We start from the raw sequence: 26,893 nt of genomic DNA, 5'->3' as shown, positions 1-26,893 counted from the left end.
TATAGAACTCCCGTGACTTTGAGACGTTTTCGATATGGAACTGCGATATCTGCGTTATTTTGTAGCGGTGGCGCAAACGCGCAACTTCACCCGCGCTGCTGAAATGCTGGGCATCTCGCAGCCGCCGCTGAGTCAGCAAATCTTGCGGCTGGAGCGTGAAATTGGCACGCCGTTGCTGAAGCGACTGACGCGTGGCGTGGAGTTAACCGAAGCGGGCGAGGTGTTTTATGATGATGCCTGCCAGATTCTGGAACTGACCGGCAATGCGCTGGAGAAGGCAAAAGGTATCGCCCGCGGTGTGTCAGGGCAACTTTCGCTGGGATTTGCCTGTTCAATCGCCTTTCATTCGGCAATCTTCAACCTGCTACAGCAATTCCAGACGCGTTATCCGGCGATGCGGCTGCTGCCGCGTGAAGCCAATATGGCGACGCTGATGCATGATTTACAGGAAGGTTTACTGGATGCGGCTTTTGTACGTCTGCCTTGTGAAAGCAGCAAAGCGTTTAATCTGAAGATTATCGCCAGTGAGGCGATGCGCATTGTGCTGCCCGCGTCGCACGCGCTAAATCAGCAGAGCACACTGTCGCTGGCGCAGCTGGTGGATACGCCGATGATCACTTTTCCGCGTGAGCTGGCCCCCAGTCTGTATGAATCGATTATCAGCGCCTGTCTGCGCAGCGGTTTTCAGCCACAAACCGGGCCACAGTCGCCGCAAATCTCTTCCGCCATTGGTATGGTGGCCGCCGGTTTTGGCTTTGCGGTGGTACCGGCGTCACTGTGCTGCATCAACTTTCCCGGCGTCACTTTCCACCACTGCGACGATCCGGCACTGACGACGGATATTGCGCTGGCATGGCGCAAATGGGATCGCTCAGCATCGGTGCTGCATCTGGTGCAGACGCTCGATGCGCAAAGCCGGGCCAGCTAATGCCAGCCCGGCGCGCTGGCGTCGGTTACTGAATTTTACGGACTTGCTTCACATCCAGTTCAACCGAGTTGAAGTCTTTGTCCAGCTCACCCTGCAACTCCACTTTGTCGCCAGGCGAAACGGTCAGGCCATTCCAGCGCTTGTGATCAATCTCAACCGTCATGGTGCCGGTGGCGTCGCGGAAGGTGTAATCCTCATCACCGACACGTTTTTCGATATTACCGCGCAGGGTCACCCAGCTGTCATCCTTCATATCCTGCGCCTGTTTTACCGTCACGACGCTACCGTTCGGGCCAGTAAAGCCACCTTTCTGCACGGAGGCGGCCGGGGCATTAGGGTCGACAAACCCCCCGTTTTGCGCAGCAAGAACCGGAGTGGAAACCAGAGCGGCGATGGCTAATAAAGCGGCTGTCTTTTTCATATTATTCACCTCTAATCCATGTCGAGTTTGCAGCATTTTGCTGCGCGGTAAGTTGTCTTCGGAAGTGATTAAAACAAAAGGTTCTTAACAGGATCTTAAGAACCCTGTCCGGGACACTCAATTTTTTCATATTGAAGTAAATAGCCGATTTTCCGCGATCCTGCCTGTACAAACTGCCCTGCCTTTACGTATAAAAGCCGTTAATCACGCGATGCAAAGAGATGCCGATGAGAATTTTATTGATCGAGGATGACCGTCTGATTGGTGACGGCATTAAAGCCGGGTTGATCAAAATGGGCTTTAGCGTCGACTGGTTTTTATCCGGCAACGACGGCTTGCTGGCGCTGGATGCCGCCCCGTATGACGCGGTGGTGCTGGATCTTAGTCTGCCACAGATGGACGGGCTGGATATTTTGCGGCAGTGGCGCAAAAACGGTCAGGATGTGCCGGTGCTGATCCTCACCGCACGCGATGCGCTGGAGCAGCGGGTGGCCGGTCTGCAACAGGGAGCGGACGACTATCTGTGTAAACCGTTCGCCCTGAGCGAAGTGGCGGCACGCTTGCAGGCGCTGATTCGTCGTCGCCACGGTCAGCTGCAACCCACATTGCAACATGGCGGCGTCGCGCTGGAACCCGGTTCACGCACCGTGACGCTGCACGGCGAGCCGCTGGTTCTGAAATCACGTGAGCTGGCAATCCTTGAACTGTTGCTGATGAACCCTGGCCGGGTACTGACGCGCGCCCAGCTGGAAGAGAAGCTCTACAGCTGGGATGAAGATGTCTCCAGTAACGCGGTTGAAGTGCATATCCACCATCTGCGCAAAAAGCTGGGTAGCGAGTTTATTCGAACCGTGCACGGCGTCGGTTATACGCTGGGAGCGGCGGTATGAGACGCATGAGTCTGCGTTTACGTTTAATTATTGGCTTTATTCTGCTGACACTGCTGTGCTGGGGCGCAGCCAGTATTGAGTCATGGTATCAAACCCGTCATAAAATCAATGAGTTGTTTGATACGCAGCAGATGCTGTTTGCCAAGCGCCTTGCCACCATGAACCCGGAAGATCTCAGCCAGCAACCGCACTCGCTGCCGAAAACCAAAAAGATGGTGCGCCATCATCGCGGCGAACAGGAAGATGATGCGCTGGCCTTTGCGGTGTTTACCCGCGATGGCAAGATGGTGCTGAACGACGGCGATGACGGTAAAGATTTCCTGTTTAACTATCAGCAGAACGGCTTTACCGACGGCCAGCTGCGTGGCGATGACGATTTATGGCGCATGGTATGGCTGGCAACGCCCGATCAACGTTATGTGGTGGTCGTCGGCCAGGAGTGGGAATACCGCGATGATATGACGCGCGATATTGTGCAGACTAACCTGACGCCGTGGCTGTTTGCCCTGCCGGTGATGTTAGTCCTGCTGTTCTGGCTGGTTACCCGCGAACTGTCGCCGCTAAAACGCATCGCGTTGCAGTTGCAGCAGCGCTCACCGGATGACGGCTCACCGCTCACCACGCCGCATCTGCCGCAGGAAGTCAGGCCGATTGTCGATGCGCTGAATGCCCTGTTTGCGCGTATCAATCAGATGCTGCTGCGCGAACGCCGCTTCACCTCCGATGCCGCCCACGAGTTACGCAGCCCGCTGGCCGCGCTGAAAGTCCAGACCGAAGTGGTGCAGCTGGCACATGATGATCCTCAGATGCGCCATCATGCGCTGCAAAACCTTGATGCCGGTATCGATCGTGCCACCCGGCTGGTGGATCAGTTACTGACCTTATCGCGGCTGGATGCCGAAGCGACACTGGAAAACAGTCAGCGCATCGATTTCCAACAGTTATTACAACAGGCGGTTATCGATCACTATAACAAAGCGCAGCAGGTCGGAGTGGAATTAAAACTGCATCTGCCGTCCGAAGCGGTAGAACGTAACGGCCATCTGTTACTGCTTACGCTAATGACACGCAACCTGCTGGATAACGCCATTCGTTACAGCGACACCGGCAGCACGGTGGATATCACTCTGCGCAACAACGGATTTGACGTGGCCGACAATGGGCCGGGGATCAGCGAAGAGGATTTGGCGCGAGTTGGTGAACGTTTCTGGCGACCACCGGGACAGGAGAAGTCGGGCAGCGGTCTGGGACTGTCGATTGTCACCAATATCGCCGAGCTGCACGGCATGCACGTGCATTTTGCTAATCGTCCTGAGGGTGGATTTATTGCGGTGGTTAGCTGGAATTAAGTCGTTTATTCCAGGGGCGGCGTTTTCGCCGCCCCCATCATAAAACCGTTAAATCTCGACCTGGGTTCCCAGCTCAATCACCCGGTTTGGCGGAATCTCAAACTGGTCCGGCGCACGCAGTGCATTGCGTTGCAGGGCGAGGAACAGTTTGCCGCGCAGACGCATATACCATGGACGATCACCGATAATCAGTGATTCGTGCGACATAAAGAACGAGGTTTCCATCATCCGGCAGCTCAGTCCTTCCAACCCGCAACGGTGGAAAATCTCTTCGACATTCGGCGTTTCGCGCCAGCCGTAACTGGCCACCACTCGCCAGAAGGTCGGCGAAAGCTGTTCAATCGTCACCCGGCGGATGTTGTGAACATATGGCGCATCTTCGGTACGCAACGTCAGTAACACCACCCTTTCATGCAGCACCTTGTTATGTTTCAGGTTATGCAGCATGGCAAACGGAATCACATTCAGCGCACGCGACATATACACGGCGGTGCCCGGCACACGCACCGGCGGCGATTTCTCCAGCGAGGCAATCAGCGCTTCCAGTGAGTTACCGTGCTCGTGCATCCGGCGCAGCAGGCGGAAGCGCTCGCTTTTCCAGGTGGTCATAATCACAAACATCACCAGCGCCAGGCAGAGCGGCAACCAGCCGCCGGAGAAAATTTTCACCAGGTTGGCGGTGAACAGCGGCACATCAATGCACAGCATCGCCACCAGAATCAGCCCCACCGCAAAACGGTTCCAGTGCCAGTTTTTTATCGCCACGGTACAACTAAGGATTGAGGTCAGCACCATGGTGCCGGTCACCGCGATACCGTAAGCCGCCGCCAGGTTACTGGAGTGCTCAAAGCTGATAATCACAATCACCACCGCAAAAAACAGCAGCCAGTTGATCACCGGAATATAGATCTGACCGGATTCGTTCTCAGAGGTGTGAATAATGCGCATTGGCGGCAGATAGCCCAAACGAACCGCCTGACGCGTCAGGGAGAACACCCCGGAGATGACCGCCTGCGAGGCAATCACCGTTGCCAGCGTTGCGAGGATCAGCATCGGGATTAGCGCCCACTCGGGAGCCAGCAGGAAAAACGGGTTTTTAATCGCCTCAGGATGTTTCAGCAGCAGCGCACCCTGACCAAAGTAGTTCAACGCCAGCGACGGCACTACCACGGTAAACCACGCCAGCCGGATTGGGAATTTGCCGAAGTGGCCCATATCGGCATACAGCGCTTCCACACCGGTAATCGCCAGCACCACCGCGCCCAGTGCGAAGAAAGAAACCTGTTTATATTCAATGAAGAAGTGAATCGCCCATGACGGATTCAGCGCCTGCAAGACTTCGGGATTACCGAGAATCCCCCGCACACCCAGTACCGCCAGCACGATAAACCACAGCAACATGACCGGCGCAAACAGCTTGCCGACCATACCGGTACCGTGTTTCTGAATCACAAACAGCAGCGTCAGTACCGCAATCGACAGCGGGACGATGTAAGCATCCAGTGAAGGCGCGGCAATTTCCAGCCCTTCAATCGCCGACATCACCGAGATTGCCGGGGTAATCACCACCTCGCCATAAAAGAAGCTGCCGCCAATCAGCCCGATAATCACCAGAAACGCGGTCGCCCGGCCACCGGTATTACGGCCCGCCAGCGACATCAGGGTTAAAATCCCGCCTTCACCGGCGTTATCGGCACGCATCACATAGCTGAGATACTTCAGTGAAACCACCAGCACCAGCAGCCAGAAAATCAGCGAGAGGAACCCAAATACCGCATCGCGTTCCACACCAAAGCCAAACTGGCCGGAGAGACATTCGCGTAAGGTATACAGCGGACTGGTACCAATATCGCCATATACCACGCCGATCGCCGCCAGCGTGACGGCACCAAGGGACTGCTTCTTGTCAGAACTCATAGTTTTATCTTTTGTTGAAGCGGAGTGACGCGGGAATGCGCAGGGTCCAGACCATCAAAACCCGCACAGTATGCACGAAATGCCATAAAAACCTACCTCTGGAAACCGTCCGGAAATTTCAAATAACGTGCATCTTCACCCTTTCACGATAAAAAAGCTGACTGCTATCAAGTCTTTCAAGCATGATAGCCAGTAGTGTTTGCACTCGCCTTTAACGCGAGACACAGCCTGGACATAAAGGATGATTTACTGATTATGGCTCAACCACATTTACTGGCAGAGAGAATTTCACGCCTCAGCAATGCGTTAGAGAAAGGATTGTATGAGCGTCACCACGCCATACGTCTCTGCCTGCTGGCCGCATTAAGCGGTGAGAGTGTGTTTCTGCTCGGCCCGCCCGGCATCGCCAAAAGCCTGATTGCCCGCCGTCTCAAGTACGCCTTTCAACATGCCCGCGCCTTTGAATATCTGATGACGCGCTTTTCCACCCCGGAAGAGGTGTTTGGCCCGCTGTCGATTCAGGCGCTGAAAGATGAAGGGCGCTATCAGCGTCTGACCAGGGGCTATCTGCCCGATGCGGAAATTGTCTTTCTGGATGAGATCTGGAAAGCCGGTCCGGCAATCCTGAATACCCTGCTAACCGCGATCAACGAACGGCGCTTTCGTAACGGCGACAAAGAAGATGCCATCCCGATGCGCCTGCTGGTGACCGCATCCAACGAGTTGCCGGAAGCGGACAGCGGGCTGGAAGCGTTGTACGATCGCATGCTGATTCGCCTGTGGCTGGATAATGTGCATGAGAAGCAGAACTTTCGCAGCATGCTGACCCACCAGCAGGATGAAAACGTCAATCCGGTAGCCGAAAACCTGTGCATCAGCGACGACGAATACCGCGAATGGCAGCAAGGTATCACCCGGGTTTCGCTACCGGACAATGTGTTTGAGCTGATCTATCAGTTGCGTCAGCAGCTGGAGAACCTGCCGGATGCACCTTATATCTCTGACCGCCGCTGGAAAAAAGCCATTCATCTGTTGCAGGCCTGCGCCTTCTACAGCGGACGTAACGCCATTGCGCCTATCGATTTGATTCTGTTAAAAGACTGCCTGTGGCACGACGTTGAATCGATGAAGCTACTCGATCGCGAAATCGACACGCTGATTACCCAGTATGCCTGGCAGCAGCAGCCGTTACTGATCAAATTACAGCAGATTGGTGCCCGCCGCCTGGCGTTGCAGCAACAGCAAAGTATTGAGCAGGCGATCAAGCTGGAAAAACATGGCGGCATGTTCAGCCGCAAGCCGCATTACGAACTGCCCGCCGCGCTCAGCGAGGATCAGTTAACCCTGATGCTGCAAAAACCGCTGATGTTGCATGATATGCAGGTCACCCATGTGGTTATCGCCCGCGAAACGCTGCATCACTGGCTGCAAAAGCCGGGTGAGATTCGCGGCAAACTGAACGGTATCGGCTTTGCCCAGACGCTGGATATGCAGGTGGATGGGAATGACTGCCTGACATTGCGCGATGTCAGTCTGCAAGCCTCGCGCCTGATGCTGCCGGGTAAACAACAGACCGCGATGCCGGAAGAGATTGCACAGGCGCTGGATGAGCTGGATAACCAGCTGCGCGGCCAGCGCACCCTGTTCAGCCAGCACCAGCGCTGCCTGTTTATCAGCGACGACTGGCTGGCGCGTATCGAAACCAGCTTGCAGGACGTGGCGGAACAGCTGAAACAGGCGCGTAAATGATCTCGCTGGAGACGCTCAGCACGCTGCTGTCGATCGGTGAAGGTGAACTGATTGAAGAGCTGATCCTGGTGCTGCTGGCGTCGCCACAGCTGGCGCTGTTTTTTGAAAAATTTCCGCGGATGAAAAATGCCCTGCTGCGCGATCTGCCGCGCTGGAAGGCGGAGATTCTGGAAAACCTGAAAACCACCCCGGTGCCCGAAGCGCTGGAAAAAGAGTTCGCGCTGTTTCAGCAATATCAAACCTTCAGCACCGCGCAATTCTGCCAGCAGCTGGCACCGCTGCTGGTGGAGCTGGACAGCCTACAGTCCCCGTTTACCGAACAAGCAAACGCCCTGATTTCCCACAGCGAGAGCGCGAATCTGAGCCAGGCACAACACACGCTGTTCTTACAACGCTGGCGCTTAAACCTGACGTTGCAAACCCTGACGCTCAATCAACAGCTGCTGGAACAGGAGCGCGAGAAGCTGCTGGCGGAACTGCAACAACGGCTGGCGATCAGCGGACAGCTGGCACCGGTACTGGCGGATGACGACGAAGCCGCCGCCGGGCGTTTATGGGATATGAGCGCCAGCAAGTTACAGTACGGCGACTATAAACTGATTGTGCAGTACGGTGACTTTCTCGCTCAACAACCGGAGTTACTCAAGCTGGCAGAACAGCTTGGCCGCAGCCGTGAAGCCAAATCAGTACCGTCACAGGATGCGCCAATGGAAAGTTTCCATCAGCTGGTGCATCAGCCCGATAACGTGCCGGAAGAGGTCAGTGGCCTGCATCAAAGTGACGATGTGCTGCGCCTGCTGCCTCCGGAACTGGCGACGCTTGGCATCAGCGAGCTGGAGATCGAGTTTTATCGTCGGCTGGTGGAAAAGCGGCTGCTGACGTACCGCCTGCAAGGTGATGCCTGGCATGAAAAAATCACTCAGCGTCCGGTCACCCACCAGCAACATGAAGATCAGCCGCGCGGGCCATTTATCGTCTGTGTCGATACGTCTGGCTCAATGGGCGGATTTAATGAACGTTGTGCTAAAGCGTTCTGCCTGGCGCTGCTGAAGGTGGCGCTGGCCGATAAACGCCGCTGCTACATTATGCTGTTTGCCCATGACGTGGTGGGCTATGAGCTGACCAGCGATGACGGCATCGCGCAGGCGATTCGCTTTCTCAGCCAGCGCTTTCGCGGCGGCACCGATCTGGCGGCCTGCCTCGACGCGGTGGTAAAACGAATGGAAGGCAGTCTCTGGCAGGAAGCCGATGCGGTGATCGTGTCCGATTTTATTGCCCAGCGCCTGCCGGAAACACTGATTAAAACCATTAAGCAGCGCCAGATACAGCAACAGCAACGCTTTCATGCGGTGGCGATGTCCGCGCATGGCAAGCCGGGCATTTTGCGAATTTTCGATCATATCTGGCGTTTCGACACCGGACTTAAGAGCCGCCTGCTGCGCCGCTGGAAACGTTAAGAAACATTCCGGCAAAGCTTATTTGCTATAGTCATAAATTACCCTTGCGCCAGTTGGCAACCCGGGAGCAAAAAGTGACTCAGCAACCACAACACAGCAATGCAGGCTTACCTTTACCGACCCGCACGTTACTTTTAAGCGGCAACAATGTTGAACAGAAACGTCAGGAGATCCTCGATTACTTCAGCCAGACCTGGCAGCTGTATGAGGATCTGTTCGACTGCCTCGCCGATCGACGCGCCTGGTTTACTAAGGCGATCTCCTTACGACATCCGCTAATCTTCTACTTTGGCCATACGGCGACTTTCTATATTAATAAACTGATGGCCGGTCAGTACCTTGAACGGCGTATTGATGACAGTATCGAAGCCATGATGGCGATTGGCGTCGACGAAATGAGCTGGGACGATCTTGATACCAGCCACTATCCGTGGCCAACCGTGGAAGAACTGCGTGACTATCGCGGTAAAGTCAAAACCACTGTCAGCGAATTTATCAAAACTATGCCACTCACCCTGCCAATTGACTGGAACAGTCCGGCGTGGGTGATTTTAATGGGCATCGAGCACGAACGAATTCATCTGGAAACCTCCAGCGTGCTGATCCGTCAGCTGCCGGTTGAGTGGGTTACGCCGCAGCCACACTGGCCGGTGTGCCCGCAGGCACGCCACAATCGCCATGAGGTACCGCAAAACAGTCTGCTGTCGGTGGCGGCGGGTTCGGTCACGCAGGGTAAGCGCGACGATACCTATGGCTGGGACAACGAGTACGGCACGCTGCACAGCGATGTCAAAGCGTTTAAAGCCAGCCAGATGCTGGTCAGTAATGCTGAGTTCTGTACCTTTGTCGCCGCAGGCGGTTATCAGCAGCAACAGTGGTGGGATGATGAAGGCTGGGGCTGGCGTGAGTTTGCCGCTGCGGATAAACCGACCTTCTGGGTCGGCGATATTACGCAACCCGATCAGCTAAAACTGCGTCTGATGGCTGAAGAAGTGGCAATGCCGTGGGACTGGCCGGCTGAAGTTAATCAGCTGGAAGCTGCGGCGTTTTGCCGCTGGAAGGCCGGGGAAACCGGCAATTCTGTTCAGTTACCCAGCGAAGCGGAATGGTATCTGTTGCGTGAACAGCTGGCTGGCGATCAGCCGGACTGGCAACAGGCACCGGGCAATATCAATCTGGCTTACTGGGCCTCTTCCTGCCCGGTCGACTGCTTTGCTCAGGGCGAATTCTTTGACCTGATCGGCAATGTCTGGCAATGGACCACCACCCCGATCAACGGACTGGAAGGCTTTAAGGTTCATCCGCTGTATGACGACTTCTCGACGCCGACCTTTGACGGTAAACATTCTCTGATTAAAGGTGGCAGCTGGATCTCCACCGGCAATGAAGCGCTGAAATCCTCACGCTATGCCTTCCGCCGCCATTTCTTCCAGCATGCGGGATTCCGCTATGTGGTTTCCTCCCATCAGGAGAAGATGACGCTGAATCCGTATGAAACTGACAGTATGGTGTCGCAGTACCTCGATTTTCAGTATGGCCCGCAATACTTTGGCGTACCGAACTACGGCAAGGCGCTGGTGGATATCGCCTGTCAGTTGACCGACAGACGTGGCCGCGCACTGGATATCGGTTGCGCCACTGGCCGCGCCAGCTTCGAACTGGCACGTCACTTCGACCAGGTCGTCGGCATGGATTACTCCGCACGCTTTATTGACGTGGCATTACAGCTCACCAGCGGCGAAGATTTCCGTTACGTCACTCAGGAAGAGGGTGAGCTGGTGGAATACCGTCAGGTGCGGCTGAAGGATTTCGATCTCGGCGCGGAACAGGCCAGCCGCATTCAGTTCGTACAGGGCGATGCCTGTAATCTGAAACCGCAACAGGATCATTACGATCTGGTGCTGGCCGCCAATCTGATCGACCGTCTGCGCCAGCCAGCGCGTTTTCTTCAGGACATCACCACCATGCTGCGCGCCGGTGGGATATTAATGCTGTCATCGCCTTACACCTGGCTGGAGGAGTTCACCGCGAAAGAGAACTGGCTGGGAGGCATCCGCGAAAACGGTGAGGCCCTGACCACTTATCAGGCGTTGCAACGTCTGCTGGCCGCCGATTTTGAAGAGATGGCTCCGGCGCAGGATGTGCCGTTTGTGATTCGTGAAACCGCGCGTAAATATCAGCATAGCGTGGCGCAGTTAACCGTCTGGCGTAAACGATAATCCCTCTGTCACAGCCTGCCTCTGCGGGCTGTGATCCCTTCCCCTTCGCTACCGCAACTATTAACCTGTGCTGAAATGGCCGATAATCGTTAACTGGTCTTACTATCCCCCTCACCGGAGTTGAACGTGGCGGACAATCTGCAAATAGATAACCTCGATCGCGGCATTCTTAATGCGCTGATGGATAATGCGCGTACCGCCTATGCCGAGCTGGCAAAGCAATTCAACGTCAGTCCTGGCACTATCCACGTGCGGGTAGAGAAGATGAAACAGGCAGGAATCATTAAAGGTACGCGGGTGGAGATCGACCCAAAGCATCTGGGATATGACGTGTGCTGTTTTATTGGCATCATCCTGAAAAGCGCCAAGGACTATCCTTCTGCACTGGCGCGACTGGAAAGTCTTGATGAAGTGGTGGAAGCCTACTATACCACCGGCCATTACAGCATCTTTATTAAGGTGATGTGCCGATCGATTGACGCGCTGCAACAGGTGTTGATCAATAAGATCCAGACCATCGATGAGATACAGTCCACCGAAACCCTGATCTCGCTGCAAAACCCGATAATGCGCACCATTAAGCCCTGAACGGTGTACAACTTTATCCACTTATGATCTAAACTCCCTGCCCGCAACGGCGTTATCTGCGCCGTTTAAGCTGATTCAGAAAGACCCTGCTTTTCCACAGGTAGATCACAACGTGATCACAGCGTACAATGCCCCCCTTTATCGTTCAGGGATCGCATCATGGCCGACATTACCTTAATCAGTGGCAGCACCTTAGGCAGCGCAGAGTACGTTGCTGAACATCTGGCAGAAAAACTGGAAGAGGCAGGCTTTACGACCGAGACTTTACATGGCCCGGAGCTGGCGGAACTGCCACAGCAAGGTGTCTGGCTGGTCGTGACGTCAACCCATGGTGCAGGCGAGCTGCCTGACAATCTGCAACCGCTGTTTGAAGAAATAGAAGAGCAGCAACCCGACCTGTCGGCGGTGCGTTATGGTGCCGTGGGCATTGGCAACCGGGAATACGATCTGTTCTGCGGTGCAATAGATAAGATGGACAACCTGTTAACCGCACGTGGTGCTAAACGGATCGGTGACCGTCTGGATATCGACGTGATGGAACATGAGATCCCCGAAGATCCGGCTGAGGTATGGGTCGGGAGCTGGAAATCGCTGATTTAATCGCCTTAAAGGGGGGCAGCTGAGCCTCTTTTTGCTGCTGTTAAGACTTTTTTTTGCCGGATCCTCGTTTTTTTATACTTATTTTGTGCAATTTAACGGCGATCGTTTGTGGATAACTACTGTATTGACCCCCTAATAACCGGTTGTTATCCCAAGAACAACGTTGTTCACTCTTTGAGCCTGTGTATAACCTGCCATTTAGATCCCAGCTTATACTGAAAAGGATCACCGATCATTCACAGCAATCGATCGTTGCTAATCACTTGATCGCCTTGATCAAAAAACGCTTATCCACAGAGATCGTCGATCCTAATAAGAGATCTAATAAAGAGATCCTTAAATAAAAAAGATCTTTCTTTTTAAACCCTGACGATCCCGGTGCTTTCGCCATCGGCTAAAGTTGAGTAGAATCCACGCCCCAGGGAAATCTCCCTGACCGTCCAATCGCGAGGTGCAGTACCATGTTCTATCCAGATCCTTTTGACGTCATCGTAATCGGTGGTGGTCATGCGGGAACAGAAGCCGCGATGGCTGCTGCCCGAATGGGTCAACAAACCCTGTTGTTAACCCACAACATCGACACGCTGGGACAAATGTCCTGTAATCCGGCGATCGGTGGCATCGGCAAGGGACATCTGGTTAAGGAAGTGGATGCACTGGGTGGCCTGATGGCGACCGCCATCGATCAGGCGGGCATTCAGTTTAGGATACTAAACGCCAGCAAAGGCCCGGCGGTACGGGCAACCCGTGCTCAGGCTGACCGCGTACTGTATCGCCAGGCGGTTCGCACCGCGCTGGAAAACCAGCCAAACCTGATGATCTTCCAGCAGGCCGTGGAAGATCTGATTGTCGAAAACGATCGTGTTGTCGGCGCAGTGACCCAGATGGGCCTGAAATTCCGCGCCAAAGCCGTGGTGCTGACGGTCGGTACTTTCCTTGACGGCAAAATTCATATCGGACTGGATAATTACAGCGGTGGCCGTGCTGGCGATCCGCCATCCATTCCGCTGGCGCGTCGACTGCGTGAATTACCGCTGCGCGTGAGCCGCCTGAAAACCGGGACTCCGCCGCGTATCGACGCGCGCACCATCGATTTCAGCGTACTGGCACCCCAGCACGGTGACAATCCGATGCCGGTATTCTCGTTTATGGGCAATGTGTCTCAGCATCCACAACAGGTGCCTTGCTACATCACCTATACCAACGAAAAAACCCATGACGTGATCCGTAATAACCTCGATCGCAGCCCGATGTATGCCGGTGTTATCGAAGGAATTGGCCCACGTTACTGCCCGTCTATCGAAGACAAAGTGATGCGCTTTGCCGATCGTAACGCGCACCAAATTTTCCTTGAGCCGGAAGGCTTAACCAGCAACGAGATCTACCCGAACGGTATCTCCACCAGCCTGCCGTTTGACGTGCAGATGCAAATCGTCCACTCGATGCAGGGCATGGAAAACGCGCGTATCGTGCGTCCCGGCTATGCGATCGAGTACGATTTCTTCGATCCTCGCGATCTGAAACCGACGCTGGAAAGTAAATATATCAACGGCCTGTTCTTTGCCGGTCAGATCAACGGCACCACCGGTTACGAAGAAGCCGCGGCGCAGGGTCTGCTGGCAGGACTGAATGCGGGCCGCCTCTCCGCTGATAAAGAGAGCTGGGCGCCGCGTCGTGATCAGGCGTATCTCGGCGTGCTGGTGGACGATCTTTGCACCCTCGGTACCAAAGAACCGTACCGCATGTTCACTTCACGTGCCGAATATCGTCTGATGCTGCGTGAAGATAACGCCGATCTGCGACTGACGGAAGCCGGTCGCGAGCTGGGTCTGGTCGATGATGCCCGTTGGGCGCGTTATAACCAGAAACTGGAAAGCATCGAGCTGGAACGTCAGCGTCTGCGTGATATCTGGGTGCACCCGAAATCCGCCAGTGTCGACGAGATCAATAGCGTGCTGAGCGCCGGTCTGACTAAAGAGGCCAGCGGTGAAGATTTACTGCGCCGTCCTGAAATGACTTACGAAAAACTGATGAGCCTGAGCCTGTTTGCGCCGGCACTGAGTGATGTGCAGGCTGCCGAGCAAGTTGAGATCCAGGTGAAGTACGAAGGTTACATTGCCCGTCAGCAGGAAGAGATTGATCGCCAGCAGCGCAATGAGAATACCCTGCTGCCTGCCACGCTCGATTATCATCAGGTTACCGGTCTGTCGAACGAAGTGATCGCCAAACTTAACGATCATAAACCGGGTTCTATCGGCCAGGCTTCGCGTATTTCCGGTGTGACCCCGGCTGCGATCTCGATTCTGCTGATTTACCTGAAAAAACAGGGTTTGCTCCGTAAAAGCGCCTGACGCTGGCAAAGAGCGGCGAGAACGCCGCTCCTGCAACAGAATCCTGTAAGGGCGCCGTTCTCGTCGCCCCTATTCAGACAACAAATATTGACGGAACCTGCTGTGATTAACCAACTTTCCTCCCTGCTCAACGCCGCCAACATTTCCCTGTCCGATCAGCAAAAGCAACAGCTGGTGGGCTACGTTGAGATGCTGCACAAGTGGAACAAAGCCTACAACCTGACCTCGGTACGTGAGCCTGAACAGATGCTGATACGCCATATTCTCGACAGTATTGTGGTCGAGCCGCATCTGCAGGGGAATCGTTTTATTGATGTCGGCACCGGACCAGGGCTGCCAGGCGTGCCGCTGGCCATCGTGCGACCTGATGCCCATTTCACTCTGCTGGATAGCCTGGGTAAGCGTGTGCGTTTCCTGCGCCAGGTGCAGCATGAGCTGAAACTGGAGAACATCGAGCCGGTACAGAGCCGGGTGGAAGAGTTCCCTTCAGAGCCGCCTTTTGACGGTGTGATCAGCCGCGCGTTTGCTTCGCTGAATGATATGCTGAGCTGGTGTCATCACCTGCCGGGCAAAAATGGTGCATTTTATGCGCTGAAAGGCGTGCTGCCAGGCGATGAAATTTCGGCATTACCCGACGGTTTTCGCGTGACAGAGACCGTGCGTCTGAAGGTTCCGCAGCTGGAAGGTGAGCGTCATCTGGTGATTATTAAGGCGAATTAACCCTTTAGTTAGTTGGGACATTGCTGCATGCCCTGTTTCGCGTAAAGTGCATGCTGTACAATAAAACGCCGGTCGTTCATTTTTCGCAAAAAAAATTTGTCGGCGATTCAGATTTGATCAGGTTAAATCGACCAACAGAAATTATCAGACATGGTCAGTTACATTTAACGTTAATGTCACATTCTATTATCATGATTATCACTTTTAGCGGATTGTTAAAGTGATTAGATAGTCACGCATGAAAATATATCTGCATTATAAGTTGGCGTGAGTAATGTGATTATCGACATTGAAAGTTTGCTGGCGATGTCAATATAAGCTTTTAATCGATCTTAATTGCCGTTTTCAAATTATTTTACGATAACTGTCTGTTTTTATAGTTATTTATTATTCGTGTTTCTACTGTTTTAGTAAAAAAACCGTATAATATTTCGCCATTACATTACTGATTTGTGATCTGAAGCACGCTTTATGAGCAAGGCGTCGGGCTTATTACGACAAATTTACTTCGGTTTACCGTTCTTTGCGCTTTTGAAAAATAGGGCCTCAGAAAGAAATTTAAATAATTGTTCACCTTTTCTCTACTTATCGATTGAAATCGCAGGTGCGCCCCGTATAATTTGCTCGTTTTTTGCTGCTTGACTCAAATGAGTAAAGGCAGTTTTATACGGCACGCGACATACCCCGAACGGGGCAGGGGAGTTAAGCGTCATGTCAGTGTCTCTTTACAGTTTGAAATTTGCCCGGACCGTGCTGCTTATTCAGCTGGTGACTTTTGTCGTAATCGGACTGCTGTTCACTCTGAAAGATATCACGTGGGGCGCATCTGCCATCGCCGGTGGACTGGCAGCCTGGCTGCCTGGCGTGTTTTTTATGATTTTAGCCTGGCGCCTTCAGGCGCAAACACCCGCGAAAGGCCGTGTTGCCTGGAGCTTCGCCATCGGTGAAGTGTTGAAGGTGTTTGCCACGATTATTCTTCTTGTCGTGGCGCTGGGTGTGTTCGGCGCGGTATTTATGCCGCTCGGGCTGACGTGGTTATCGGTGCTGGTTGTGCAGATACTGGCACCGGCTGTAATTAACAACAAAGGGTAAGAGGCATCATGGCTGCAGGAGAAATCTCTACTCCGCAAGATTACATAGGTCACCACCTGAATAACCTTCAGCTGGACCTGCGTACTTTCGAGTTAGTGAACCCGCACGACGCGCCCGCGTCTTTCTGGGTATTAAATATCGATTCCATGTTTTTCTCCGTGGTGCTGGGCCTGCTGTTCCTGGTACTGTTCCGTAAAGTGGCGAAAACGGCCACCAGCGGTGTTCCGGGGAAATTCCAGACTGCTATTGAACTGGTGGTAGGTTTTGTCGACGGTAACGTTCGCGACATGTACCACGGTAAAAGCAAGCTTATCGCTCCGCTGGCCCTGACGATTTTCGTCTGGGTGTTCCTGATGAACTTCATGGATCTGCTGCCTATCGACCTGCTGCCGTACATCGGTGAGCATTGGTTCGGTCTGCCAGCACTGCGTGTTGTCCCTTCCGCTGACGTTAACGTCACGCTGTCGATGGCACTGGGCGTATTTATTTTGATTCTGTTTTACAGCATCAAGATGAAAGGCATCGGCGGCTTTACTAAAGAGCTGACCCTGCAACCCTTTAATCACCCGATCTTCATCCCTATCAACCTGATTCTTGAAGGTGTGAGCCTGCTGTCCAAACCGGTTTCTCTCGGTCTGCGACTGTTCGGCAACATGTATGCGGGTGAATTGATCTTTATCCTGATTGCCGGTCTGTTGCCGTGGTGGTCACAGTGGGTTCTGAGTGTGCCTTGGGCCATTTTCCACATCCTGATCATTTCGCTGCAGGCTTTCATTTTCATGGTCTTAACGATTGTCTATCTGTCGATGGCATCTGAAGAACATTGATTTTTTTCTCAACACTACTGCGTTATAACTGAAACAAACTGGAGACTGTCATGGAAAACCTGAATATGGATCTGCTGTACATGGCTGCCGCTGTGATGATGGGCCTGGCGGCAATCGGTGCTGCGATCGGTATCGGCATCCTCGGAGGCAAATTCCTGGAAGGCGCTGCGCGTCAACCGGATCTGATTCCTCTGCTGCGTACGCAGTTCTTTGTTGTCATGGGTCTGGTGGATGCAATCCCGATGATCGCTGTTGGTCTGGGTCTGTACGTGATGTTCGCTGTCGCGTAGTAACAGATTGTTCATCGGCAACACGTTAAATGTTGAGCGATGAACGGATTCTGCAGGTTGTCTATGATGACGGCAGATAAAGTTAACTTAACAAGAGGCATTGTGCTGTGAACCTTAACGCAACAATCCTCGGCCAGGCTATCGCGTTCGTCCTGTTTGTCCTGTTCTGCATGAAGTACGTATGGCCGCCGATTATGGCTGCCATCGAAAAGCGCCAGAAAGAAATTGCTGAAGGCCTTGCTTCCGCTGAACGTGCCAAAAAAGATTTGGATCTCGCGCAGGCTAATGCGACCGACCAGCTGAAAAAAGCGAAAGAAGAAGCTCAGGTAATCATTGAACAGGCTAACAAACGCCGTTCTCAGATCCTGGACGACGCCAAAGCTGAGGCTGAGCAGGAACGTAGCAAGATCGTGAACCAAGCGCAGGCAGAAATTGATGCTGAGCGTAAACGTGCACGTGAAGAGTTGCGTAAGCAAGTCGCGATGCTGGCTGTTGCCGGCGCCGAGAAGATCATTGAACGTTCCGTGGATGAAGCTGCTAACAGCGACATCGTAGATAAACTGGTCGCTGAACTGTAAGGAGGGAGGGGCTGATGTCTGAATTTGTAACTGTAGCTCGCCCCTACGCCAAAGCAGCTTTTGACTTTGCTGTTGAGCATCAAAGTGTCGATCGCTGGCAGCAGATGCTGGCGTTTGCCGCTGAAGTGGCAAGCAATGAACAGATGGCAGAACTTCTCTCCGGCGCACTGGCGCCGGAAGCTACGTCTGCATCTTTCAATGCAATCTGTGGTGATCAACTCGACGAAGCAGGCCAAAACCTGATTAAGGTAATGGCAGAAAACGGACGTTTACAAGCGCTCCCGGATGTTCTGGCTCAGTATATTCAACTGCGTGCCGCATATGATGCGACCGCTGAAGTTGAAGTCATCTCCGCCAGCACTCTGAGTGACGAACAGCTGACTAAAATCAGCACCGCGATGGAAAAACGTCTGTCACGCAAAGTTAAGCTGAATTGCAAAATTGATAAGTCTGTAATGGCAGGCGTTATCATCCGCTCGGGTGATATGGTGATTGATGGCAGCGTACGCGGCCGTCTTGAGCGTCTGGCAGACGTCTTGCAGTCTTAAGGGGACTGGAGCATATGCAACTGAATTCCACCGAAATCAGCGAACTGATCAAGCAGCGCATTGCTCAGTTCAATGTCGTGAGTGAAGCTCACAACGAAGGTACTATTGTATCTGTAAATGACGGTATCATCCGCGTACACGGCCTGGCCGATGTCATGCAGGGTGAGATGATTGCCCTGCCGGGTAACCGTTATGCTATCGCACTGAACCTCGAGCGTGACTCGGTAGGTGCAGTCGTGATGGGCCCATACGCTGACCTTGCCGAAGGCATGAAGGTTAAGTGTACTGGCCGTATTCTGGAAGTTCCTGTCGGTCGTGGCCTGCTGGGCCGCGTGGTGAACACCCTGGGTGCACCCATTGATGGCAAAGGCGCCATTGATAACGACGGCTTCTCGCCAATCGAAGTGATTGCACCAGGCGTTATCGAACGCCAGGGTGTTGACCAGCCTGTACAGACTGGTTACAAATCCGTCGATGCAATGATTCCAATCGGCCGTGGCCAGCGTGAGCTGATCATCGGTGACCGTCAGACCGGTAAAACCGCGATGGCGATCGATGCGATCATCAACCAGCGTGATTCCGGTATCAAATGTGTGTACGTGGCTATCGGCCAGAAAGCGTCCACCATTTCTAACGTGGTTCGTAAGCTGGAAGAACACAACGCGCTGGCTAACACCATCGTTGTGGTTGCTACCGCATCAGAATCTGCTGCACTGCAATACCTGGCACCATATGCCGGTTGTGCGATGGGCGAATATTTCCGTGACCGTGGTGAAGATGCACTGATCGTATACGATGACCTGTCTAAACAGGCTGTTGCTTACCGTCAGGTTTCCCTGCTGCTGCGTCGTCCACCGGGTCGTGAAGCATTCCCTGGTGACGTGTTCTACCTCCACTCCCGTCTGCTGGAGCGTGCATCTCGCGTTAACGCTGAGTACGTTGAAGCATTCACCAAAGGTGAAGTGAAAGGTAAAACCGGTTCTCTGACTGCTCTGCCAATCATTGAAACCCAGGCTGGTGACGTTTCTGCGTTCGTTCCAACCAACGTAATCTCGATTACTGATGGTCAGATCTTCCTGGAAACCAACCTGTTTAACTCCGGTATTCGTCCGGCAGTTAACCCGGGTATCTCGGTATCGCGTGTTGGTGGTGCTGCTCAGACCAAGATCATCAAGAAACTGTCCGGTGGTATTCGTACCGCGCTGGCACAGTATCGTGAACTGGCTGCGTTCTCTCAGTTCGCTTCTGATCTGGATGAAGCAACCCGTAAACAGCTGAGCCATGGTCAGAAAGTGACCGAGCTGCTGAAGCAGAAACAGTATGCACCAATGTCTGTTGCACAGCAGGGTCTGGTATTGTTCGCTGCTGAGCGTGGCTTCCTGAATGACGTCGAACTGGCGAAAATCGGTAGCTTCGAAGCAGCGCTACTGGCTTACGCGGATCGCGATCACGTCGAGCTGATGGCTGAAATCAACCAGTCGGGTAACTATAACAACGAAATCGAAGCGAAGCTGAAAGGCCTCCTCGAAACGTTCAAAGCAACCCAGTCCTGGTAACGTCTGGCGGCTTGTCCTTTTAGGGCAGGCCGCAAGGCTTTGAGGAGAAGCTTATGGCCGGCGCAAAAGAGATACGTAGTAAGATCGGAAGCGTCCAGAACACGCAAAAGATCACCAAAGCGATGGAAATGGTCGCCGCCTCCAAAATGCGTAAATCGCAGGAACGCATGGCGGCCAGCCGTCCTTATGCAGATACCATGCGCAAAGTGATTGGTCACATTGCGCTTGGTAATCTGGAGTACAAGCACCCTTACCTCGAGGAGCGCGACGTTAAGCGCGTCGGCTACCTGGTCGTTTCTACCGACCGCGGGCTTTGTGGTGGTTTGAACATTAACCTGTTCAAAAAATTGCTGGCTGATATGAAAGCCTGGGCTGATAAAGGCGTCGAGAGTGATCTGGCGATTATCGGTTCCAAAGGTCTGTCATTCTTCGGCTCTGTAGGCGCTAACGTGGTTGCTCAGGTCACCGGTATGGGAGATAAACCTTCTGTATCCGAACTGATTGGCCCGGTAAAAGTTATGCTGCAGGCTTACGATGAAGGCCGCTTAGATAAGCTGTTTATCGTCAGCAACAAATTTGTCAACACCATGTCTCAGTCTCCTCAGATCACTCAGCTGCTGCCATTACCTCCGGCAGAAGACGAAGGCGATCTGAAGAAGAAGACCTGGGATTACCTGTATGAGCCGGATCCGAAAGGGCTGCTGGATACTTTACTGCGTCGCTATGTAGAGTCTCAGGTTTACCAGGGTGTTGTAGAAAACCTGGCCAGCGAGCAGGCCGCGCGTATGGTGGCGATGAAAGCTGCAACCGATAACGGCGGTAACCTGATCAAAGAGCTGCAGTTGGTATACAACAAAGCTCGTCAGGCCAGCATCACCCAGGAACTTACCGAGATTGTCTCGGGGGCCTCCGCGGTTTAACCAGGTATACCCAGGGAACTGAAGTGGCAGCAGAGCGCTAAAGCTGATGAAAGTCAGTATGTTACGCCGCTGTCGCTTGAGTGAAGCTGGGTATAAACGAATTAGGTAGAGGATTCAAGATGGCTACTGGAAAGATTGTCCAGGTTATCGGCGCCGTGGTGGACGTCGAGTTCCCTCAGGACGCAGTACCACAAGTGTACAGCGCCCTTGAGGTTCATAATGGTGATGCTCGTCTGGTGCTGGAAGTTCAGCAGCAGCTGGGCGGTGGCGTGGTTCGTACCATCGCTATGGGTTCCTCAGACGGCCTGAAGCGCGGTCTGACTACGGTTGACCTTGAGCACCCAATCGAAGTACCAGTAGGTACTGCAACACTCGGCCGTATCATGAACGTGCTGGGTGAGCCGATCGATATGAAAGGCGACATCGGTGAAGAAGAGCGTTGGGCTATTCACCGTCCGGCCCCTTCCTACGAAGAGCTGTCCAGCTCTCAGGAACTGCTGGAAACCGGTATCAAAGTAATCGATCTGATGTGTCCGTTCGCTAAGGGCGGTAAAGTCGGTCTGTTCGGTGGTGCGGGTGTTGGTAAGACCGTAAACATGATGGAGCTGATCCGTAACATCGCGATCGAGCACTCAGGTTTCTCGGTATTTGCTGGTGTGGGCGAGCGTACCCGTGAAGGTAACGACTTCTACCACGAAATGACCGACTCCAACGTTATCGATAAAGTATCCCTGGTGTATGGCCAGATGAACGAGCCGCCGGGTAACCGTCTGCGCGTTGCACTGACCGGCCTGACCATGGCTGAGAAATTCCGTGACGAAGGTCGTGACGTTCTGCTGTTCGTCGACAACATCTATCGTTACACCCTGGCCGGTACAGAAGTATCTGCACTGCTGGGTCGTATGCCATCTGCAGTAGGTTACCAGCCGACTCTGGCAGAAGAGATGGGCGTGCTTCAGGAGCGTATTACCTCCACGAAGACCGGTTCCATCACTTCCGTTCAGGCGGTATACGTACCTGCGGATGACTTGACTGACCCATCTCCAGCCACCACCTTTGCGCACCTTGACGCAACCGTGGTTCTGAGCCGTCAGATCGCTTCTCTGGGTATCTACCCGGCAGTTGACCCGCTGGATTCCACCAGCCGTCAGCTGGATCCGCTGGTTGTTGGTCAGGAACACTACGACACCGCGCGTGGCGTACAGTCCCTGCTGCAGCGTTATCAGGAACTGAAAGACATCATCGCCATCCTGGGTATGGATGAGCTGTCAGAAGAAGACAAACTGGTGGTAGCACGCTCTCGTAAGATGCAGCGCTTCCTGTCCCAGCCGTTCTTCGTGGCAGAAGTCTTCACCGGTTCTCCAGGTAAGTATGTGTCGCTGAAAGATACCATCCGTGGCTTTAAAGGCATCATGGAAGGTGAATTCGACCATCTGCCAGAGCAGGCTTTCTACATGGTAGGTTCCATCGAAGAAGCCGTGGAAAAAGCGAAGAAACTGTAATAACAGTTTCCCAGGAGGTTAGATATGGCTATGACTTATCATCTGGATGTGGTCAGTGCAGAGCAACAAATGTTCTCTGGTCTGGTACAGAAAATCCAGGTGTCAGGTAGCGAAGGTGAACTGGGTATTTTCCCTGGTCACGCCCCGCTGCTCACCGCCATTAAGCCTGGTATGATTCGTATCGTTAAACAGCACGGCGAAGAAGAGGTGATTTACCTCTCCGGCGGCGTGCTGGAAGTGCAGCCAGGCTCGACTACCGTGCTGGCTGACACGGCGATTCGCGGAACAGATCTCGACGAAGCGCGAGCGCTGGAAGCGAAACGCAAAGCGGAAGAGCATATGAACAGCTCTCACGGCGATGTCGACTACGCTCAGGCATCGGCTGAACTGGCCAAAGCGATCGCCAAACTGCGCGTTATCGAGTTGACCAAGAAAGCGATGTAACCCAGGCTTTATGTCTTAAGATGCCAGTCAGTTATCTGACTGGCATTTTTTTTGTCTGTGTCCGGCGGCTTTGCTGGTTACTTTCAGTTAGCAAGCTAATTTCGTTGCGAGAAAAATGTAGTAATCTACCCCCTAAACCGCTTTACTTTCGTTTATCAAAAGAATGCTCAGGATGTGTATGTCAAACAGCGCGATGAGCGTGGTTATTCTTGCTGCCGGCAAGGGAACCCGCATGTATTCAGACCTTCCTAAAGTCCTGCATACTCTGGCAGGGAAACCGATGGTTCAACACGTCATTGATGCGGCAAAGCATCTTGGCGCACGCAACGTAAACCTGGTTTATGGCCATGGTGGCGATCTGCTTAAATCCACGCTGTCAGATGATTCACTGACCTGGGTACTTCAGGCCGAACAGCTGGGTACCGGCCATGCGATGCAGCAGGCAGCTCCGCACTTTGCCGATAACGAAGATATTCTGATGCTGTACGGCGATGTACCGCTGATCTCGGTAGAGACGCTGGAGCGTTTACGCAGTGCCAAACCGCAGGGCGGCATTGGGTTACTGACGGTAAAACTGGATAATCCAACCGGCTATGGTCGCATTATGCGTACTGATGGTGATGTGGTAGGGATTGTCGAGCAGAAAGATGCTAATGCTGAGCAACTGGCGATTAACGAAATCAACACCGGTATCCTGATTGCCAACGGTGGCGATATGAAACGCTGGCTGGGCAAGCTCACCAACAACAATGCGCAGGGTGAGTACTATATCACCGATATTATCGCCCTCGCCCACCAGGAAGGCCGCAAGATTGAAGCGGTGCATCCGGCGCGTATCAGCGAAACCGAAGGCGTGAATAACCGCCTGCAACTCTCTGCGCTTGAACGAGCATATCAGGCCGAGCAGGCAGAAAAGTTGCTGCTGGCAGGCGTGATGTTGCGGGATCCGGCGCGCTTTGATTTGCGCGGTAATCTGCAACACGGTCGTGATGTGATCATTGATACCAATGTGATCATTGAAGGTCAGGTACAGCTGGGTCATCGCGTCAAAATTGGCGCTGGCTGCATCATTAAAAACAGCGTGATTGGCGATGATTGCGAAATCAGTCCTTACAGTGTCGTGGAAGATGCTGAACTGGCTGTCGCCTGTACCATCGGGCCATTTGCGCGTTTGCGTCCGGGCAGCGAACTGGCAGAAGGCGCGCACGTCGGCAATTTCGTCGAGATGAAAAAAGCGCGACTGGGTAAAGGTTCAAAAGCGGGCCATCTTAGCTATCTCGGCGATGCAGAGATCGGTGCCGGCGTGAATATTGGAGCCGGTACTATTACCTGCAACTACGACGGCGCGAATAAGTTTAAAACCGTGATTGGCGATAATGTCTTTGTCGGCTCCGATACCCAGCTGGTGGCACCGGTCACGGTGGCCAGTGGCGCAACAATCGCGGCGGGTACCACGGTAATGAAAGATGTTACGGCGGCTGAACTGGTCTATAACCGTAAAGAGCAGAATCATAAAGCGGGCTGGCAGCGTCCGGTGAAGAAGAAATAACGCCATATTAATCAGGCGGTGTTATTACCGCCCGTCACACCGCAGTACAAAAAACATAATACTCCCCACTCTACAAGGCTCGGGGAATCCGCAGGTTCGATGCGCAGGCACGTAAATCGTCGGAAAAATCAGGTCACAAGACAACGCAGATGGCGCAGAAACGCCATCCAGTCAGGAAATTAACTATGTGTGGAATTGTTGGCGCTGTAGCGCAACGTGATATTGCAGAAATCCTTATCGAAGGTCTGCGTCGCCTGGAATACCGTGGATATGACTCTGCGGGTCTGGCGGTCGTCGATCAGCATGGCCATGTAACGCGTTTGCGTCGCCTGGGTAAAGTACAAAAGCTGGCCGAGGCCGCAGAGGAAACTCAGCTGGTGGGCGGGACCGGTATCGCGCATACCCGCTGGGCAACGCACGGTGAACCTTCCGAAGCCAATGCGCACCCGCATATTTCAGAACATATCATCATTGTTCACAACGGCATCATTGAGAACCATGAGCCGCTGCGCGCCTTGCTGATTGAGCGTGGCTATCGCTTTGCTTCAGAAACTGACACCGAAGTGGTGGCGCATCTGGTGCACTGGGAGCAGAAACAGGGCGGCACACTGCGTGATGTGGTGCTGCGTGTCATCCCACAGCTGCGCGGTGCTTACGGCATGGTCATTATGGACAGCCGCGATCCGTCGGTGGTGATTGCTGCGCGCTCCGGAAGCCCGCTGGTGATTGGCCGTGGCGTCGGTGAGAACTTTATCGCTTCTGACCAGCTGGCACTGTTGCCGGTTACTCGTCGCTTTATTTACCTCGAAGAGGGCGATATTGCTGAAGTGACGCGCCGTGATGTGACCATTGTCGATCGTCACGGTGAAACCGTCCAGCGTCAGGAAATTGAATCCAAAGTGCAGTATGACGCCGGTGATAAAGGCATCTACCGTCACTATATGCAGAAAGAGATTTATGAACAGCCAGTGGCGATCAAAAACACCTTAGCCGGTCGTTTCAGCCATGGGGAAGTTGATCTCTCTGAACTGGGTGACAATGCCAATACGCTGTTAAGCCAGGTTGAGCATATCCAGATCGTGGCCTGTGGGACCTCGTATAACTCCGGTATGGTGTCACGTTACTGGTTTGAAGCGCTGGCCAACGTGCCGTGCGATGTGGAAATTGCCTCTGAGTTCCGCTATCGCAAATCAGCGGTACGCAAAAACAGCCTGCTGATTACCCTGTCGCAATCGGGTGAAACCGCCGATACGCTGGCGGCACTGCGTCTGTCAAAAGAGCTGGGTTATCTCGGCTCGCTGGCCATCTGTAACGTCGTGGGCTCTTCGCTGGTGCGAGAGTCTGACCTGGCGCTGATGACCAAAGCTGGCACCGAAATTGGCGTGGCATCGACCAAAGCCTTTACCACTCAGCTGACCGTGTTACTGATGCTGGTGGCGAAGTTAGGTCGCCTGAAAGGGGTTGATGCGCAGATTGAACACGATATCGTGCATGGTTTGCAGGCATTGCCAAGCCGTATTGAGCAGATGCTGTCTCAGGATAAGCTGATTGAATCGCTGGCTGAAGGTTTCTCTGATAAACATCATGCTCTGTTCCTTGGCCGTGGCGATCAGTATCCGATCGCGATGGAAGGCGCGCTGAAGCTGAAAGAGATCTCCTATATTCATGCTGAAGCTTATGCGGCGGGTGAACTGAAGCACGGTCCGCTGGCATTGATCGATGCGGATATGCCGGTCATTGTGGTGGCACCTAATAACGAGCTGCTGGAAAAACTGAAATCGAACATTGAAGAAGTGCGCGCGCGTGGTGGTTTACTCTACGTGTTTGCCGATCAGGATGCCGGCTTCAGCGACAGCGAAGGGATGAAGATTATCTCTCTGCCACACGTTGAAGATGTGATTGCTCCGATCTTCTACACCGTGCCGTTGCAGCTGTTGTCTTATCATGTCGCGCTGATTAAAGGCACTGACGTCGATCAGCCGCGTAACCTGGCGAAATCGGTTACCGTTGAGTAACTGAATTTTCAGACAAAAAAACGCCGGCCAATGGCCGGCGTTTTTAATCAACGGGCAATAATCAGTCATTCATTATTGGTCAGGCTGTTGCCACAGCGCCTGGACATCTTTTGGGCTCCAGTGAACCACTGACGGGTGCGACTGGAGGCAACGATCTTTTTTACCTTCGAACATCACCACCTGATCCGCCTGATAATGTACCATTACCGCTTTTCATATAGGCTTCAGAAAAAATGCCGCTATTCTGCGTTCCTTCCAGTACGTATACGACCTGACGAGCAGGAGAGTCGATTAGCGCACCATGACTAAAAGCCAGTGAGGTTACTGACATTCCGGCGCCGCCAAAAAAATGGCTTATAATTTCTTTTTTTAGGCATAATATA

General features: G+C 53.4%; 24 protein-coding genes. 21 read left to right on the top strand and 3 right to left on the bottom strand.

Translation table 11 applies throughout. From position 1 onward, the window contains the following. Positions 1–34 precede the first annotated feature (34 nt). Positions 35–928: a LysR family transcriptional regulator gene (locus NG42_RS16855; RefSeq protein WP_052901183.1), complete on the top strand. Its 894-nt coding sequence runs from the start codon at positions 35–37 to the stop codon at positions 926–928. A 25-nt stretch (positions 929–953) separates the two neighbouring features. Here the strand turns inward: NG42_RS16855 and NG42_RS16850 are convergent, their stop codons facing one another. Next, the gene (locus NG42_RS16850; protein WP_052901180.1) at positions 954–1,349 is read right to left on the bottom strand and encodes a YgiW/YdeI family stress tolerance OB fold protein; all 396 of its coding nucleotides are present in this window, start codon (positions 1,347–1,349) and stop codon (positions 954–956) included. A 227-nt stretch (positions 1,350–1,576) separates the two neighbouring features. On the opposite strand from NG42_RS16850, the gene qseB reads away from it, so the two are divergent. After that, positions 1,577–2,239, top strand: coding sequence for a quorum sensing response regulator transcription factor QseB (gene qseB / locus NG42_RS16845; protein ID WP_052901178.1), 663 nt, complete (start codon positions 1,577–1,579; stop codon positions 2,237–2,239). Next, a complete protein-coding gene (qseC, locus tag NG42_RS16840) occupies positions 2,236–3,588 on the top strand; it encodes a quorum sensing histidine kinase QseC (RefSeq protein ID WP_052901175.1) in 1,353 nt (450 codons plus the stop codon). Before qseB ends, qseC begins: the two co-directional genes overlap by 4 nt. Positions 3,589–3,636: 48 nt before the next feature. On the opposite strand, the gene kup is transcribed toward qseC, so the two are convergent. Further along, positions 3,637–5,505: a low affinity potassium transporter Kup gene (gene kup / locus NG42_RS16835; RefSeq protein ID WP_052901172.1), complete on the bottom strand. Its 1,869-nt coding sequence runs from the start codon at positions 5,503–5,505 to the stop codon at positions 3,637–3,639. A gap of 255 nt (positions 5,506–5,760) precedes the next feature. On the opposite strand from kup, the gene ravA reads away from it, so the two are divergent. The 18 genes from ravA to glmS all read left to right on the top strand — a co-directional run bounded on the left by ravA (position 5,761) and on the right by glmS (position 26,510). Further along, on the top strand, positions 5,761–7,254 hold the full coding sequence (gene ravA / locus NG42_RS16830; RefSeq protein WP_052901169.1) for an ATPase RavA: 1,494 nt from the start codon (positions 5,761–5,763) through the stop codon (positions 7,252–7,254). Next, positions 7,251–8,711, top strand: a complete 1,461-nt coding sequence (viaA, locus tag NG42_RS16825) for an ATPase RavA stimulator ViaA (protein ID WP_052901165.1) — start codon at positions 7,251–7,253, stop codon at positions 8,709–8,711. The genes ravA and viaA overlap by 4 nt, the downstream gene beginning before the upstream one ends. A gap of 74 nt (positions 8,712–8,785) precedes the next feature. Then, complete coding sequence (ovoA, locus tag NG42_RS16820; RefSeq protein ID WP_052901162.1) at positions 8,786–10,930, top strand: 5-histidylcysteine sulfoxide synthase; 2,145 nt, start codon at positions 8,786–8,788, stop codon at positions 10,928–10,930. Positions 10,931–11,056: 126 nt separating this feature from the next. After that, positions 11,057–11,518, top strand: coding sequence for a transcriptional regulator AsnC (gene asnC, locus NG42_RS16815; protein ID WP_052901159.1), 462 nt, complete (start codon positions 11,057–11,059; stop codon positions 11,516–11,518). Positions 11,519–11,677: 159 nt separating this feature from the next. Continuing rightward, on the top strand, positions 11,678–12,118 hold the full coding sequence (gene mioC, locus NG42_RS16810) for an FMN-binding protein MioC (RefSeq protein WP_052901156.1): 441 nt from the start codon (positions 11,678–11,680) through the stop codon (positions 12,116–12,118). A 461-nt stretch (positions 12,119–12,579) separates the two neighbouring features. Beyond that, positions 12,580–14,469, top strand: a complete 1,890-nt coding sequence (gene mnmG / locus NG42_RS16805) for a tRNA uridine-5-carboxymethylaminomethyl(34) synthesis enzyme MnmG (RefSeq protein ID WP_052901153.1) — start codon at positions 12,580–12,582, stop codon at positions 14,467–14,469. Positions 14,470–14,571: 102 nt separating this feature from the next. Then, positions 14,572–15,189 carry a 16S rRNA (guanine(527)-N(7))-methyltransferase RsmG gene (rsmG, locus tag NG42_RS16800; RefSeq protein ID WP_052901150.1) on the top strand — a complete coding sequence of 206 codons (618 nt, stop codon included), beginning with the start codon at positions 14,572–14,574 and terminating at the stop codon, positions 15,187–15,189. A gap of 711 nt (positions 15,190–15,900) precedes the next feature. After that, positions 15,901–16,281 (top strand): F0F1 ATP synthase subunit I, encoded by a 381-nt coding sequence (atpI, locus tag NG42_RS16795; RefSeq protein ID WP_052901147.1) that lies wholly within the window; start codon positions 15,901–15,903, stop codon positions 16,279–16,281. Positions 16,282–16,289: 8 nt separating this feature from the next. Further along, positions 16,290–17,108 carry a F0F1 ATP synthase subunit A gene (gene atpB, locus NG42_RS16790; RefSeq protein ID WP_052901145.1) on the top strand — a complete coding sequence of 273 codons (819 nt, stop codon included), beginning with the start codon at positions 16,290–16,292 and terminating at the stop codon, positions 17,106–17,108. Between the two features lie 50 nt (positions 17,109–17,158). Further along, positions 17,159–17,398, top strand: a complete 240-nt coding sequence (atpE, locus tag NG42_RS16785) for a F0F1 ATP synthase subunit C (protein WP_003849523.1) — start codon at positions 17,159–17,161, stop codon at positions 17,396–17,398. 107 nt (positions 17,399–17,505) lie between these two features. Continuing rightward, positions 17,506–17,976 (top strand): F0F1 ATP synthase subunit B, encoded by a 471-nt coding sequence (gene atpF / locus NG42_RS16780; protein ID WP_052901142.1) that lies wholly within the window; start codon positions 17,506–17,508, stop codon positions 17,974–17,976. Positions 17,977–17,990: 14 nt separating this feature from the next. Continuing rightward, complete coding sequence (atpH, locus tag NG42_RS16775; RefSeq protein WP_052901139.1) at positions 17,991–18,524, top strand: F0F1 ATP synthase subunit delta; 534 nt, start codon at positions 17,991–17,993, stop codon at positions 18,522–18,524. Positions 18,525–18,538: 14 nt separating this feature from the next. Then, positions 18,539–20,080: a F0F1 ATP synthase subunit alpha gene (gene atpA, locus NG42_RS16770; protein WP_052901136.1), complete on the top strand. Its 1,542-nt coding sequence runs from the start codon at positions 18,539–18,541 to the stop codon at positions 20,078–20,080. Positions 20,081–20,133: 53 nt separating this feature from the next. After that, positions 20,134–21,000, top strand: coding sequence for a F0F1 ATP synthase subunit gamma (gene atpG, locus NG42_RS16765; RefSeq protein ID WP_052901133.1), 867 nt, complete (start codon positions 20,134–20,136; stop codon positions 20,998–21,000). A 119-nt stretch (positions 21,001–21,119) separates the two neighbouring features. After that, entirely contained in the window at positions 21,120–22,502 is a 1,383-nt protein-coding gene (gene atpD / locus NG42_RS16760; RefSeq protein WP_052901130.1) for a F0F1 ATP synthase subunit beta, read from the top strand. A gap of 24 nt (positions 22,503–22,526) precedes the next feature. After that, positions 22,527–22,946: a F0F1 ATP synthase subunit epsilon gene (locus NG42_RS16755; RefSeq protein ID WP_052901127.1), complete on the top strand. Its 420-nt coding sequence runs from the start codon at positions 22,527–22,529 to the stop codon at positions 22,944–22,946. Between the two features lie 178 nt (positions 22,947–23,124). Beyond that, positions 23,125–24,495 (top strand): bifunctional UDP-N-acetylglucosamine diphosphorylase/glucosamine-1-phosphate N-acetyltransferase GlmU, encoded by a 1,371-nt coding sequence (gene glmU, locus NG42_RS16750; protein ID WP_052901124.1) that lies wholly within the window; start codon positions 23,125–23,127, stop codon positions 24,493–24,495. Between the two features lie 185 nt (positions 24,496–24,680). Further along, on the top strand, positions 24,681–26,510 hold the full coding sequence (gene glmS, locus NG42_RS16745; RefSeq protein ID WP_052901121.1) for a glutamine--fructose-6-phosphate transaminase (isomerizing): 1,830 nt from the start codon (positions 24,681–24,683) through the stop codon (positions 26,508–26,510). A gap of 72 nt (positions 26,511–26,582) precedes the next feature. On the opposite strand, the gene NG42_RS23780 is transcribed toward glmS, so the two are convergent. Continuing rightward, the gene (locus NG42_RS23780) at positions 26,583–26,714 is read right to left on the bottom strand and encodes a carbohydrate-binding protein (RefSeq protein WP_277619653.1); all 132 of its coding nucleotides are present in this window, start codon (positions 26,712–26,714) and stop codon (positions 26,583–26,585) included. Positions 26,715–26,893: the final 179 nt, after the last annotated feature.

The organism is Winslowiella iniecta (assembly GCF_001267535.1).
GTDB classification, from domain to species: Bacteria; Pseudomonadota; Gammaproteobacteria; order Enterobacterales; family Enterobacteriaceae; genus Erwinia; species Erwinia iniecta.
The sequence above is the reverse complement of the archived record's forward strand: the minus strand, read 5'-3'. Positions and strand labels throughout refer to the sequence as shown.